The sequence below is a fragment of the Actinomyces naeslundii genome (assembly GCF_001956585.1).
Lineage (GTDB): Bacteria > Actinomycetota > Actinomycetes > Actinomycetales > Actinomycetaceae > Actinomyces > Actinomyces naeslundii.
The window spans coordinates 120,765-134,903 of sequence record NZ_MSRR01000019.1 but is presented as its reverse complement, the minus strand read 5'-3'; the positions used below and the strand labels follow the sequence as shown (position 1 = coordinate 134,903).

The 14,139-nt window shown below is 70.9% G+C and carries 12 protein-coding genes; 1 reads left to right on the top strand and 11 read right to left on the bottom strand.

Annotated features, from left to right (window positions below; all coding sequences use genetic code 11):
• Positions 1-187 precede the first annotated feature (187 nt).
• The 5 genes from dtd to BKH33_RS09735 form a co-directional block, all read right to left on the bottom strand.
• On the bottom strand, positions 188-616 hold the full coding sequence (gene dtd / locus BKH33_RS09755; RefSeq protein ID WP_003784829.1) for a D-aminoacyl-tRNA deacylase: 429 nt from the start codon (positions 614-616) through the stop codon (positions 188-190).
• Positions 616-1,014 carry a DUF2516 family protein gene (locus BKH33_RS09750; protein WP_003784824.1) on the bottom strand — a complete coding sequence of 133 codons (399 nt, stop codon included), beginning with the start codon at positions 1,012-1,014 and terminating at the stop codon, positions 616-618. The genes dtd and BKH33_RS09750 overlap by 1 nt, the downstream gene beginning before the upstream one ends.
• A 137-nt stretch (positions 1,015-1,151) precedes the next feature.
• Complete coding sequence (gene ygfZ, locus BKH33_RS09745) at positions 1,152-2,384, bottom strand: CAF17-like 4Fe-4S cluster assembly/insertion protein YgfZ (RefSeq protein WP_076142718.1); 1,233 nt, start codon at positions 2,382-2,384, stop codon at positions 1,152-1,154.
• Positions 2,384-3,124 carry a heme-binding beta-barrel domain-containing protein gene (locus BKH33_RS09740; protein ID WP_003781708.1) on the bottom strand — a complete coding sequence of 247 codons (741 nt, stop codon included), beginning with the start codon at positions 3,122-3,124 and terminating at the stop codon, positions 2,384-2,386. The genes ygfZ and BKH33_RS09740 overlap by 1 nt, the downstream gene beginning before the upstream one ends.
• Before the next feature lie 300 nt (positions 3,125-3,424).
• Complete coding sequence (locus BKH33_RS09735) at positions 3,425-4,504, bottom strand: hypothetical protein (protein ID WP_043539018.1); 1,080 nt, start codon at positions 4,502-4,504, stop codon at positions 3,425-3,427.
• Positions 4,505-4,690: 186 nt separating this feature from the next.
• Here BKH33_RS09735 and BKH33_RS09730 point away from each other — a divergent pair, with 186 nt between their 5' ends.
• The gene (locus BKH33_RS09730; RefSeq protein ID WP_075409212.1) at positions 4,691-5,362 is read left to right on the top strand and encodes a winged helix-turn-helix domain-containing protein; all 672 of its coding nucleotides are present in this window, start codon (positions 4,691-4,693) and stop codon (positions 5,360-5,362) included.
• Positions 5,363-5,754: 392 nt separating this feature from the next.
• Here BKH33_RS09730 and pstB read toward each other — a convergent pair whose 3' ends face one another.
• The 6 genes from pstB to BKH33_RS09700 form a co-directional block, all read right to left on the bottom strand.
• Complete coding sequence (gene pstB, locus BKH33_RS09725) at positions 5,755-6,534, bottom strand: phosphate ABC transporter ATP-binding protein PstB (RefSeq protein ID WP_076142717.1); 780 nt, start codon at positions 6,532-6,534, stop codon at positions 5,755-5,757.
• A gap of 72 nt (positions 6,535-6,606) precedes the next feature.
• Positions 6,607-7,824, bottom strand: coding sequence for a phosphate ABC transporter permease PstA (pstA, locus tag BKH33_RS09720; RefSeq protein WP_171972003.1), 1,218 nt, complete (start codon positions 7,822-7,824; stop codon positions 6,607-6,609).
• Position 7,825: 1 nt separating this feature from the next.
• Complete coding sequence (pstC, locus tag BKH33_RS09715) at positions 7,826-8,842, bottom strand: phosphate ABC transporter permease subunit PstC (RefSeq protein ID WP_003785829.1); 1,017 nt, start codon at positions 8,840-8,842, stop codon at positions 7,826-7,828.
• A 100-nt stretch (positions 8,843-8,942) separates the two neighbouring features.
• Entirely contained in the window at positions 8,943-10,016 is a 1,074-nt protein-coding gene (pstS, locus tag BKH33_RS09710; protein WP_003785830.1) for a phosphate ABC transporter substrate-binding protein PstS, read from the bottom strand.
• Positions 10,017-10,185: 169 nt separating this feature from the next.
• On the bottom strand, positions 10,186-11,214 hold the full coding sequence (locus BKH33_RS09705) for an NUDIX hydrolase (protein WP_003785823.1): 1,029 nt from the start codon (positions 11,212-11,214) through the stop codon (positions 10,186-10,188).
• Positions 11,215-11,226: 12 nt separating this feature from the next.
• Entirely contained in the window at positions 11,227-14,064 is a 2,838-nt protein-coding gene (locus BKH33_RS09700) for an RNA degradosome polyphosphate kinase (protein WP_043540015.1), read from the bottom strand.
• Positions 14,065-14,139: the final 75 nt, after the last annotated feature.

Sequence of the window (14,139 nt, the reverse complement as noted above, 5' to 3'; positions counted from 1 at the left end):
GCTAGGGACCGGCGGTGCCGTGCCTCAGCCACCGAGGAGGAGCCGTAGCCCCCGCCTCCCGTCACGACTGTGGGCTGATGTCCGCACGCCAGTCGCCGACGTCGCGGTCGTACCTTACTTAGAACTCGCGTTCGAGGGGTAGAGGGTACGAACACGCGGACGCTTCACCCCACTTTCGCAACAGGCCCTACTCGGCCTCGACCAGGATCGTCACCGGGCCGTCGGCCTCCATGTCGATCTTCATGTCGGCGCCGAAGCGGCCGGTGGCCACCTCCAGGCCGCGCCCACGCAGGTCCTCGGCCACGGCCTCCACCAGGGGCTCGGCCACCTCGCCGGGGGCCGCCTTGTTCCAGGTGGGGCGCCTTCCCTTGCGGGTATCGGCATAGAGCGTGAACTGGGAGACGACGAGCACCGGCGCACCGGCGTCGGACACCGAGAGCTCGTCCTCCAGGAGCCGCAGGTCCGCAATCTTGCGGGCGACCGTGGCCACCTGCTTGGGGCCGTCGTCGTGCGTGGCCCCCACCAGGACCATGAGGCCGGGCCGGGTGATCTCCCCGACCACCTCACCGTCGACGCGAACGGCCGCCCGATTGACTCGCTGAATGACCGCGCGCATCAGCGACCAGCGCTCCAGTCGCGCGGGCCGCGACCACCGCGCCCCGGCCGACGCTGCGAGGCCCGCCCCGGGATGCGGATCGAGGAGCGCACCCGCACCGGCGCCAGCGCCTGCAGGGCTGGACGCACGTCCACCAGGTAGACGGCACTGGCCACCACACCCAGCAGGCCGAGCATCGAGGCGGCCCCGAGGACGCCGACGACCACTGTTCCAACGGCGTTGACCACGGTCCAGAACCGTTTGGTGTTCTTACCGGCCGCCACGTAGTACTGCGTCGGGCGCAGCAGCGAGTCGACCAGCGCCCAGACACCCATGAGGATCGCGACCACCTGGGCCGCGAGCCAGGTCCACTTGACGGCCGCAGCGAGGAAGACGGCAACTTGAAGAAGGACGCTCACGCGCACCAGGCTACCGGTCGGTGGCCCACGAACCCAGTGATACAGCCACGCCCAGCGAGAACACTTGACACCTCAGGCACCCGGTGGCTGCTTGGTGACGCGCCGGCCGACGAGAGGCCCCCGCAGCCGGGAAACGCTCAGAGCCGCAGCCCCTTGCGCAGCTCGGCTCCGGGGCGCTCGGCGGGGCTGGCCTGGGCGCGTCCCTCAGGTGAGACCAGCGGCTCCTGGGCGGCGTCGACCCGCCCGACGACGACCGTCTCACCAGTGGCCTCATCAACCTCGGTGATCTCAACGGTCAGCTGCTCGCCCGCAGGCACGGCGCGGCGCAGCAGGGCCAGGGCGATGGGGCCGAGCTCGTGGTGTCGCGCCACGGAGGTCACCGCTCCCACGGGCCTCTCCCCCATGCGCACGCTCGCACCCGGCCGGGGCAGGTCGCCGCCGAGGCCGTCGAGCTGGAGCACCGTCAGGCGGCGCGGCGGCCGCCCCAGGTTGAGGGTGCGCGCGATCGTCTCCTGGCCCGGGTAGCAGCCCTTCGTCAGGTGCACCGCCGTGCGCAGCCAGTCCAGCTCGTGCGGGATCGCGCGGGCGTCGGCCTCACGGGCGCGGCGCGGGCGTCCCGCCTCGATGCGCAGTGCCTCCCAGGCCAGCGCCCCGGCCAGCCGGCGCCTCGGCTCGGCGGCGAGGAAGGTTCCCGCCACGACGTCCACGCTCCGCGCGGGCACCAGGACGAAGCCGGCCCGGTAGCCCTCGCCGGGATGCGGCCGGTCCGCTCCGACGTCGTAGCTCGTGCCGCCCTCGACGACGCCCGGCCACGGGTCGCGCCACAGACCGATGAGCGAGCCCCGCACCTCGGCTGTACCGGCCTGCACGTCGGGGGCCTCCGACGCGTCCAATGCCGTGTCGCGTGCCGCCTGCGCCAAGGCGTCGAGCCCCTCCCCCACGGCAGCCAGCACCATGACGTCGGGCCGCTCGGCGATCTCGACGCGCAGCATGAAGCGCATGGAGTCCAGGAAGGCCGCCAGGTCCGCGCCGCTGCCCGCCTCGGTGGTGAGCCAGAGCGTGTGGCCGTCGTCGAGGGCCGCGAGCGCGTGGGTGATGTGCCCCTGGGCGTCGAGGAGCAGCGCCTCCGCGCCGCCGTCGCCGGGTTCCAGGGCGGTGAGGACCTGACTGGACAGCGTGGTCAGCCAGCTCAGGCGGTCCGGCCCGGTGACGGCGACGACGTCGCGCGCCAGGGCGCAGGCGGCCCGACCCTCGGCCAGGGCGGCCTGCTCGCGCCCAGGGTCGCCGAAGTGGGAAGGGACGGTCTCGTCGGGGTCGCCCGGGGCGGAGGCGACGGCGCCAGGGCGGGTCAGCAGTGGGGAGGTGAGCATCAGGCGGTCGGCTCGGCGTCGTCGGAGGCGGGCTCGGAGGGCTCAGACGCCTCGTCGGCCGGTTCGAGGCCGGAGCCGGGCTGGGCGGCGGGGTCGTCGGGGTCATCGACGCGGCCGAGCCGGCCGGAGGCGTAGGTGGTCACCTCGCTCTGACCGAAGGCGGCCATGTCCTGGGTCCACATGAGGTCGCCGCCCACGAGCCCGAACATGCGGGTCATCTCCTCCACGGGGGCGGCGGTGCGGGCCCGGCCCACGGCCTGGGTGCCGACCTGGGCGCGCGGCCCCTGGATCCAGCCCTCCCAGACACCGACGTGGCCGGCGGGGTCGGTCGAGACGAGCTCGAGCCGGGTGACGGGGATGAGCGGGCCGGTGCTCTCGGCGTCGTCGGCGGCCTCGGTGCTCTCAGCGGCGGCGTCTGCGCCGTCGGGCTGCTCCTGGCCGACGGGCCGCCAGTAGGTGGTCTCGGTGGACCAGATCTGGGCGGGGGCAAGCAGGGAGGCGCCCTGGAGGCCGGGCATCTCGAAGTCGAGGTTCTTGGAGCGCGTGGCGTCGACCGTCCAGATGGTGGTGGTCTGGCGCAGGTAGGGGCCGCCGTCGTGGTCGAAGCTCATCTCCTGGTAGACGGCCTGCTCGGGCACGGTCTCGCCGTAGGTGAGAATGCCGTAGCCGCGCCAGGTGCCGACCAGCCAGGCCAGCGGATAGAGCTCGGGGGCGAGGTCGTCAGGAAGAGTGAATGCCATGCCCGCAGCCTACGACGTCACCCCAGCCCGGGACACGCGCCGCCCGCCCGGGCCGTGCGGAACCGCCAGCGCCCTGAGTGTCCGGCGCGGTCCGGAGCTGAAGATCCGGACAGGATCAGCACCGCAGTGTCCAAATCGGAGACAAAGGCGGTGAAGAACACTGAGCGCGCCAGATGAAACCGCATGATTCCGCGGTTCCTTCGCTTGACCGCAGAGACTCGGAATCTCTTTGTCACCAATTTGGACATTCAGACACCTTGATGCGGGTTTTCGGGCCCTCGCAGGGCTGGGTGGCCGTCGTCAGCCGGCGAGGAATCCGCCCATGAGGCGGGCGATGGCGTAGACCGGGACGCCGACCGACAAGATCGGCACGAGCGCGGAGGCCACCGCCGCCCGCCCGCCGGGCACCCACCGGTGGGTCCACAGGACCCGGTTGCCGGCGGCCATGAGAACCCCGGCCACGAAGCCGACGACGAGGCAGGCCACGGCACTTTGCAGGGCCGCCATCGCGCTGATGTGGGACAGGCCGAAGAAGCCGGCTGCCGCCAGCACGTAACCGGCACCGCCGGCGAGCAGCGCCGGGACCATGACGGTGAGGGCCTCCAGCATCCGGGCGCGCACGTTGAGGACGGTCAGGACTGCGCCGACGAACAGCGCCAGACAGGTGGGCACGACGACGGCCGGGTCGGCCAGCCCGGGCTCCAGGGCGCACCAGGCCGATCCTGAGACCACGACGAGGCATCCGGCGACTGTTGAGGACAGGTCCTCCACCAGATTGTGCCGGCCGTCGCGCCGCAGCATCTGCCCGACGAAGGCCACCAGGATCGAGAAGGCCATGACCAGGCCGGCCACCCCCATGTCGTCGAGGAAATAGACACTGGCCGCGGCCGCCAGCCCACTGATCGTCATGACGATCGTGGCCCCCAGGTCGTGCCGGGCGCGTACGAGCGCGGGCCAGCCCTGGGCGGCGGCCGGCACCAGGACGGCCACAAGGGCCAGCCTCACCCAGCCGGGCAGCACCGAGCCGACCGCCAACAGCAGCGGCACGAGGCCCGCGAAGGCGAGCCTGGTCCAGGCCGGGTCCACCAGGCCCGGCTCCTTGGGGCGGTTGGAGGCCCGGCGGGTGGCGTAGCCCAGATCCTCGGCGACGTCGAGGGTGTCCACCGAGTCGGCCGAGCGCGCGGACGCCGGAGAACCGGCCGAGGACGCCGATGCGCTCGTCCCCCCGGACTCACTCGTGCCGATGACGCTGGCCCAGTCGGTCGCACCGCGCACGTCAGCGGGGGCCATAGGAATGGCTCCATCGTTGGAGTCGCGGGAGGCTCCACGGGCGCGCGCAGCCGGTTGGGCTCGTCGGTGGTGGGTAGTCACAGGAGGCATCGTCCCACACCCCGGCGACCGTCACCCCCACTCCGACCTCCCTCGGCCCGGATCCCCCTATCCGGTCGGTTGCCGTCCGAAGGATTCCTCACTCGGCCACGTGTGGTTGACTTACCCTGACAGAACCGCCGCTGCTCAGGTCGTACGCACCGGCGAGTCCCGGTCGGAGCCCTGGAAGGAGCGGCCATGCGGATCATCATGTTCACTCATGCGAGCGACGCCACCAGCGTCCTGCCCGCCGCCGCCTTCCTCGACTCCCAGGTGGAGTGCCTCCCCCCGATCCCCTCCTCCTACGTGGAGGTGGACAGCGCCGACGTCGTCATGATCGACGCGCGTGGGGACCTGACCCGGGCCCGTGCCCTGTGCCAGCTGTTCACCGGCCCCATGGACTGCCCGCCCATCATCCTCATCCTGGAGGAGGGCGGCGCTGCCGCGGTCCAGATCGACTGGGGAGCCGCCGATTTCGTCATGTCCGGTGCCGAGCCCGCCGAGCTGTCGGCCCGGCTGCGGCTGCTGCGAGCCCACGTCCCGGTGGTGGCCGAGGTCGATGACGACCGCATCGAGGTCGGGGACCTCGTCATCGACGTCACTGCCTACACTGCCCGTCTGCGCGGGGTGATCCTGGACCTGACCTACAAGGAGTTCGAGCTGCTGAAGTTCCTGGCCGCCAACCGGGGAAGGGTGCTGACCCGCGATGCGCTCCTGCACGAGGTGTGGGGCGAGGACTACATCGGCGGCTCACGCACGGTGGACGTCCATATCCGGCGCCTGCGCGCCAAGCTGGGCACCGAGCACGACAACCTCATCGGCACGGTCCGCAACGTCGGCTACCGTCTGGACGCACCCGAGGACGTGTAGGGGCGGTCGGCACTCACGGGAGCTTCGACCGCTGGGCGGACACCGGGACGGTCACAAGCCCGGACCTGTAGACTCGTGGGCGGCGTCGGGCCGTGACGGGCCCCGGGCTCCAACTCAAGCCGCCGCGAGCGGCATTCGCGCCGACTGGCGCTCTCCGGCCCGACGTCCCCATCTCTCCCGAGCGGCCTGTCGCCCGCCTCCGTCTCGTGACCGCACCGCCCTGTCACGCAAGGCGCCCAAAAGTGTCACTCCGGGCGACTTTTACCTGCGCGGCACCAGCCCCCGGAGCGACATATCACGCACTGACCTGCACAAACGTGAATCAGGGTGCGCTCAGAGCGGCCTCAGACGGCCTGAAAAGTCGCCATTCGTGACACCTGGCCTCTCATTCCTCAGCCGAAGCGCCCGGAGATGTAGTCCTCAGTGGCCTGCTGGCTGGGGGCGGAGAAGATCTTGTCAGTGGAGTCGTACTCGACGAGGTGGCCCGGCTTGCCAGTGGCCTCCAGGTTGAAGAAGCCGGTCATGTCACTCACGCGCGAGGCCTGCTGCATATTGTGGGTGACGATGACGATCGTGTCGTCCGTCTTGAGCTCGGAGATGAGGTCCTCGATGGCGAGCGTGGAGATGGGGTCCAGGGCGGAACAGGGCTCGTCCATGAGCAGAACGGCGGGCTTGACCGCGATGGCTCGGGCGATGCACAGGCGCTGCTGCTGGCCGCCGGACAGGCCCAGGCCGGGACGGTCCAGGCGGTCCTTGACCTCGTCCCACAGGTTGGCCCCGCGCAGGGAGGCCTCCACCAGGTCGTCGGCGTCAGACTTCTTGATGCGGCGGTTGTTGAGGCGCACCCCGGCCAGGACGTTCTCGGCGATGGACATGGTGGGGAACGGATTGGGCCGCTGGAAGACCATGCCGATGGCGCGGCGCACCTGGACGGCGTCGACGCCGGGTCCGTAGAGGTTGACGCCGTCGACGATGACCTGGCCCTCGACGCGGGCGCCGGGGATGGTCTCGTGCATGCGGTTGAGGGTGCGCAGGAAGGTGGACTTCCCGCAGCCGGAGGGGCCGATGAGGGCGGTGACGGACTTAGGCTCGATGACGACGTTGACGTCCTTCACGGCCAGGAAGTCGCCGTAGTAGATGTTCTCGCCGATGACGTCGATGCGCTTTGACACGTCGGTTCCTTTACCTGAGGTGAACGGTGGTGGGCTCTGGTGGCGCTGCGGGCGCGGTGGGCCCGGCGGGGCTCAGCGCCGGCCGCCCTTGGGGCTGAAGTACTTGGAGATGAGGCGGGCCGCGAGGTTGAGCAGCATGACCAGGATGATGAGCGTCAGCGCCCCGGCCCAGGCTCGCTCCATGGCGGCGGCCTCCCCGCGGGAGTACTGGTCGTAGACGAGTACCGGCAGGGTGGACATGGAGCCGTTCAGCGGGTTGGTGTTGGTGCGGATCGTCAGCCCCACGGTGATGAGCAGCGGGGCGGTCTCGCCGATGACGCGGGCGATGGCGATCATGACGGAGGTGGTGATGCCGGCCACCGCGGTGCGCAGCACGACCTTGACGATGGTGAGCCACTTGGGCACGCCCAGCGCGTAGGAGGCCTCGCGCAGGTGGGAGGGGACGAGCTTGAGCATCTCCTCCACGCCGCGGATGACCACCGGCGTCATGAGGACGCTCAGGGCCACGGCGCCGATGATGCCGGCCTGGTAGCGGGGACCGGCCGCGATGAGGAAGATCGAGTAGGCGAACAGCCCGGCCACGATCGAGGGGATGCCGGTCATGACGTCGACGAGGAAGGTGATGGCCCGGGCGATCCAGCCGCCGTTGTACTCCACGAGGAAGACGGCGGTGAACAGCCCCAGGGGCACGGAGATGAGGGTGGCGATCCCCGTGATCTGGAGGGTGCCGACGATGCCGTGGTAGAAGCCGCCGTTGGAGGCGTCGGCGCCGCGCATGTTCGTGGTCAGGAAGTCGTAGCCGAAGCGGGCCGATCCGCCGGACAGGACCATCCATACCAGGGAGACCAGGGGCACCATGACGATGGCGAAGGACAGGTAGATGAGAAGGGTCACCAGGGTGTTGCGGCCCCAGCGATCGCCCTCGCGCACCCAGGAGACGGCCGTGGCGCCCACCACCCAGACCAGGGCGGTCAGGGTGACGACGGCGGCGATGCTCCATCCGGCCAGCAGGCCGATCCCGCCGACGACGACGAAGGCGGCTCCCAGCGCCGCCCAGATGAACCAGTCGGGCAGACGGTAGGAGGTCAGGGGCACGCCCTCGATGGAGGGCGGGTCGGCCAGCGGGTCGACCGGGGCGGCCGGGGCCTCGGCGGCCGCGAGCGCGGCCTTGAGGGACTTGGGCGCGGGGGCACCGGTCTCGCCGGCAGCACCGGTGGCCGGGTCGGGGCGGGAGGCCGCGCCGTTGGAAGCGGCGTCGGAGGTGGGCTCGGGCGTGTGTGTGGGCGTCATATCAGCTGGCTCCTGAGAAGTCGGAGCGGCGCGCGATGATCCACCGCGCCAGGGAGTTGACCGCGAAGGTGATGATGAACAGGACCAGGCCGGTGGCGATGAGCACGTTGACGCTCAGCCCGTAGGCCTCGCGGAACTGCGAGGCGATGTTGGCGGCGATGGTCTGGTGCTGACCGGCCTGGAGGACGCGGAGGTTCAGCCCCATACCGGGCGAGAGGATCATGAGGACCGCCATGGTCTCGCCCAGGGCGCGCCCGAGCCCCAGCATGGACGCGGAGATGATGCCGGATCGGCCGAAGGGCAGGACGGCCTGGCGGATCATCTCGTAGCGGGTGGCGCCCAGTGCCAGGGAGGCCTCCTCCTGAAGCGTCGGCGTCTGGAGGAAGATCTCGCGGATGGTGGCGGTGATGATCGGCAGGATCATGACGGCCAGGACCAGCGAGGCGGTGGTGATGTTCTTGGCCGGGGCCGTGTAGTCGGCGAACAGCGGGATGAAGCCGAGGTTGTCACTCAGCCAGGTGTTGATGGGGTCGAGCAGGGGCACCAGCCACAGGAAGCCCCACAGGCCGAAGACCACCGAGGGGATCGCGGCCAGCAGGTCCACCATGTAGCCCAGGGCCTGGGCCAGGCGCCGCGGGGCGAAGTGGGAGATGAACAGGGCCACCCCAATGCTCAGCGGCACCGCGACACCCAGGGCGATGGTCGAGGACAGCAGCGTGCCGAAGACGAGTGGGGCCACGTAGCCCCACAGGCTGCGATCGCGCATGAAGGAGACCGACTCCAGCGTCTCGCGCGAGGCCGTCAGGGCGGGCAGCGCCTCCCGGATGAGGAAGGCGGCCACGAGAGCGAGCACCACCATGATGAGGGTGCCAGCCCCGAAGGACAGCCCGGTGAAGATCCGGTTGCCGGTCTGCCCGGGGGCCTTCCCGGGCTGGATGGCGACGTCGTCGGAGCTGCTGGGCGCGGTCACGGCGCCGGGCGGTGGGGCCGACGACAACGGTGCGGTGGTGCTGGCCACGGCTGACCCTCCTCGGGGTGTCTGAGACGGCGGCTGGGTGGGCGGGTGCTGGCTGGACATGTGCGGTTCGGTGCGGCGTCGTGATGGCTGGCCGGCCGGCTCAGGCGGAGATCTTGTCGATGGCGGCGTTGATCTTCTCGCGCATCTCGCGGGTGATGGGGGCGCAGCCGGTGGCCTTGGCAGAGGCATCCTGCCCTCTTGTGGAGGCCGCGAAACGCAGGTAGGCCTTGACGACGGCGGCGATCTGGGCGTCGTCGTAGCTCAGGCGGGCGGCGAGGTAGGAGACCAGGACGATGGGGTAGGCGCCGTCGGCGTCGTGACTGGGCGTGTAGAGCAGGCGGGTCTCGTCGGCCTCGGCGCCCAGGGTGGCGGCGTCGAGGGCGGCGGCCGCAGCGTCGGCGGAGACGGGCACGTAGGCCCCGTCGCTGCCGACGGCGACGGTTCCCAGGGTGGCGGGGACCTTGGAGGCGTCGGCGTAGCCGATGGTGCCGGTGGCCGCGGAGACGGTCTGGATCATGCCGGCGGTGCCGTCGCCGGACTGGCCGCCGCGCAGCGGCCAGGTCTCCTCGGGCTCATGGGTCCACACCTCGGGGGCGACGGTGGCCAGGTAGGTGGTCAGGGCCTTGGTGGTGCCGGAGTCGTCGGAACGGCCGACGACGATGATCCGCTGGTCCGGCAGCGCGGCGCCGGGGTTGAGGGCGGCCAGGGCGGGGTCGTTCCAGCGGGTGATGGCGCCGGAGAGGACCTTGGCAAGGACCTCTCCGGTCATCTTGACGTGGGATTCCCCGGTGAAGCCGGGCAGGTTGTAGGCCACGGCGATCGGGGAGATGTAGAGGGGCAGCTCGACGACGCCACCGATCCTGCTGATCTCGTCGGTGGTCATGGGGGTGTCGGTACCGGCGAAGTCGACGGCGCCCTCGACGAGCTTGGTGCGTCCGGCCCCGGAGCCGCCACCGGCGTAGTCGACGGTGGCGCGCAGGTTGGCGCCCATGAAGGCGTTCATCCAGGAGTCCTGGGCATCGGACTGGGAGGTGGCTCCCGCGCCGCGGATCTCCCCCTTCAGGTCGCTGGAGGCGTTGGGGTCGGCGGGGCCGGCGTCACGCCCGCAGGCGGCCAGCGCGGTCAGGGCGGCCGCGCTCAGGGTGCCCAGGGCGCCGCGACGGGTCAGGAGCACAGGCTCTCCTCGCTGAGTCGGGAGGTGGGTCGGGTGCCGGACGACTGTCAGGCAGCGGTGACGATAGGCGCCCCGGATGAAGGTTCCGGGTGACGTCGGTAAACGAAAGGTAAACACTCTCCGTGAGGAGCGTCACCGGTCGGTTCGGCGTGGTGGTCGGAGGCCCCGGTCAGCGCCCCTCGGACAGCACGGGGCGCTGTTTCTCAATGGCGACGGCGCGGATCTTGCCGCGGGGGCGGCGGGCCATGTGGACCACGAGGATCTCCCCGGTCTTGAGCCAGGGGTCCCTATCGGGCACGGAGCGCAGGAGCTTGCCGGGGGCGTACTGGGAGACGACGTCCATGATGGTGGGCAGGACGGGCCGGTGGGTGCACAGCGCCGTCGGCTCCTCGCGCACGCGCAGGACCTTCTTGACCAGAGAGCGCACGCCCTTGGGGTTCTTCGCGTGGGCCATCTCGGTGAAGGCGCCGGCCGTCTCCAGGGTCAGGCCCGCAGCCGTGGCGTAGGGGGCAACCGTGTCCACGCAGCGTTTCCAGGGGCTGGTGATGACGCGGCCCACCCCGTAAGCGGCGAGGATCGGGACGAGGGCACGGGCCCGGGTCTCGCCCTGGTCGTGGGTCAGGGGGCGGGTGGCCTCGTCGGTCTCCTTGTCCCGTTCCTTGGGGCGGTTCCACACGGAACGCTTGACAGCGCGGCCGTGGCGCACGAGGACCAGGGTCCAGGTGTCGAGCTTGCCGTCCTCCCACAGGTCGACGAGCTCGCCGAGCAGGTCACGGTCGTAGGAGTAGGTCAGGCGCTTGCGGGCCTGCCCCACGCGCAGCCACTCGACGGCGTCGACCTCCTTGGTGGAGGCGGGCTTGACGGCGCAGCGTGCGGCGACGGCGGCCGAGGCGTCGAGGGCGACACGGGCGGCCCAGTAGTGGACCTTCTTACGGGAGCCGTCGGCGAGCTTGTAGTGGACGCGGCTGAGGGGCTGACCCAGGACGACCTGCACGCCGGTCTCCTCGGCGACCTCTCGCACCGCGCAGGTGCGCACGGACTCGCAGGGGTCGACCTTGCCCTTGGGAATGGACCAGTCGTCGTAGCGGGGACGGTGGACCAGGAGCACCTCGAGGTGCTTGCCGTTCTCGCGCCACACGAGGGCGCCTGCGGCCTTCACGGTCTCACGCGAGCTGTTCTTCTTGCTGGACGAGCTCATGGCACGGCCGTCTCAGTGACGACCCTTGACGCGCGAGCGCGCCCGGGCCATGAGGCTGGTCTGGATGTCCTCGAGGCGGTTGCCCTCCGCGTCAACGAGGTGACGCTCCCAGGAGCCGTCGGGCTGGAGGTGCCAGGAGGAGACGTCGTCGGAGGCGCAGTGGGTGACCAGCCACTCAAGGTCCTCGACCATGGCGGGATCAGTGATGCGCACCAGGGCCTCGACGCGGCGGTCGAGGTTGCGGTGCATGAGATCGGCCGAGCCGATGAACAGCTCGGTCTGGCCGCCGCCGGCGAAGGCGTAGATGCGCGAGTGCTCCAGGAAGCGCCCCAGGATGGAGCGCACGCGGATGTTCTCACTGAGACCCTCGACACCGGCGCGCAGACCGCAGATGCCGCGCACGACGATGTCGACCGGCACCCCCGCGCGCGAGGCGCGGTAGAGGGCGTCGATGACGGTCTCGTCGACGATGGAGTTGACCTTGATGCGGATCCAGGCGGGCAGGCCGGCCCGGTGGTTGGTGATCTCCTGCTCGATGCGCTCGACGAGCCCGTCGCGCAGGCCTCGGGGAGCCACGAGCAGGCGGCGGAAGCGGGCGCGCGGGGCGTAGCCGGAGAGCTGGTTGAACAGGGTGGTCAGGTCCTGAGCGACGTCGCGGTCACAGGTCAGAAGCCCCAAGTCCTCGTAGCCACGGGCGGTCTTGGGGTGGTAGTTGCCGGTGCCGACGTGGCAGTAGCGGCGCAGGCCGTCGGACTCCTGGCGCACGACGAGCAGCAGCTTGCAGTGCGTCTTGAGGCCGACCATGCCGTAGACGACGTGGACGCCGGCGCGCTCAAGCTTGCGGGCCCAGGAGATATTGGCCTCCTCATCGAAGCGGGCCTTGATCTCCACGATGGCGACGACCTGCTTGCCGGCCTCGGCGGCCTCGATGAGGGCGTCCACGATCGGGGAGTCGCCGGAGGTGCGGTAGAGGGTCTGCTTGATGGCCAGGACCTTGGGGTCGGCGGCGGCCTGGGCCACGAACTCCTGGACTGAGGTGGAGAAGGAGTCGTAGGGGTGGTGCAGGAGGACGTCGTGCTCGCGCATGGCGGCGAAGACGTCCGGCGCGGAGGAGGACTCGTAGGCGGCCAGGCCCGCGGCCGTCACCGGCACGAAGCGCGGGTACTTCAGGTCGGGGATGTCCAGGTCGTGGAGCTGGTTGAGGCAGGTCAGGTCCAGGGGGGCGGGGAGCTCGAAGACGTCGTCGCCCTTGAGACCCAGGGCCCGCACCAGGTAGCGACGGGTGAATGAGGAGATGGTGTCCTCCACCTCCAGGCGCACGCAGTCGCCGAAGCGGCGCCGCTCGAGCTCCTTCTCCATGGCCTTGAGGAGGTTCTCGGCGTCGTCCTCCTCGACCTCGAGGTCCTCGTTGCGGGTGACCCGGAAAAGGTGGTGCTCCAGGATGTCCATGCCCGGGAAGAGGTGGTCGAGGTGCTGACCGACGACGACCTCCAGGGGGATGACGGCGCAGCCGGCGGCCTTGTCCGCGGCGTCGAGCTCGCGGCCGGGGACCTGGACCAGGCGCGGCAGGGAGTCGGGGACCTTGATGCGGGCGAAGTGCTCCTTGCCGCTGCGCGGGTTGCGCAGGATGACAGCGAGGTTGAGGGACAGGCCCGAGATGTAGGGGAAGGGGTGGGAGGGGTCGACCGCCAGCGGGGTCAGGACCGGGTAGATCTGGTGGCGGAAGTAGCGGGTCAGGCGCTCCTGCTGGTCGGAGTTGAGCTCGTCCCAGCCCAGGATGTCCACGTTGTGACCGGCCAGGGCGGGGCGGATGTCCTCCTGGAAGAGGGCGGCCTGGCGGGCGGTGAGCTCCTTGGCGCGGCTGGTGACCTGGGCCAGGACCTGGTTGGCGTCCAGGCCGGAGGCGCGCACCGGGGTGATGCCGGCCTTGATGCGGCGCATGAGCCCGGCGACGCGCACCATGTAGAACTCGTCCAGGTTGGAGGAGAAGATCGCCAGGAACCAGGCGCGCTCCAGCAGGGGCAGGGTGTGGTCCTCGGCCTGCTCCAGGACCCGCTCGTTGAAGTCAAGCCAGGTCAGCTCCCGGTCGATGAAGCGGTTCTTGAAGGACTTCAGGGGCGGCAGGAGGTCCTCGGGGTCGACCTGGGCGGTGTCGGCGGAGGCGGCCGAGGCCGCGGCGTCGGCCGCGGTGGCAGCGGTGGCCGAGGAGGCTGCGCTGACAGGGCTGACGGCATGGCCCGAGCTGGCCGCGCTGCCGGGGGCGGAGGCTCCCTGCTCCCCCGGCGCGGCGGTCGACGGCGTCGCCAGGGCCTCAGCGGCGGAAGGTGCCGACTGCGAGCTGGCGGAGGTGATGGAGGAGGGCGCGATGGCGGGGGTCGCGGTGCCGATGGGGCCGGGAGCCGGGGCCGCCTCGCCGCCGACGATGTCGTCGAAGTCCTCATCCTCGTACTGGGGGCCGGAGTCATCGGCGAAGTCTCGCGGATCGGCGACCTCGATGATGTGCTCCTCCTCGACGGACTCCTCGCTGTCCTCGGAGTCGGCTGAGTCGTCGGGTCCCTCTGGGTGTTCGGCAGCCTTGTGTCCCTCGGGGCTCCCGTCGTCGGTGGGCGACCCGTCGGGAGAGGCCGGGGCGTCGTCAGGCTCACTCTGGCCCTCGGGCTCGGCGACCTCGGCCGAGACCGCCGGCTCGCCGGGGCCCGCGGCCTCCGGGGACACCGCCGACTGGGCCGCCTCGGCCGCCTCGACGTCGTCGGACACCTGCTCGGGCTCCTGGGGACTCGGGTGGCGCATCCACCCGCCCAGGAAGCGGGAGAGCGGCGTGGGGGCGGAGTGGTGCGCGTCGTTGGTCATGTCCACATGGTCCCACGTCCGGGCGGCCTTGTGGGGCGGCGATCCGCTCCAGTTCGGCGAGTGCGCAAGCTACCG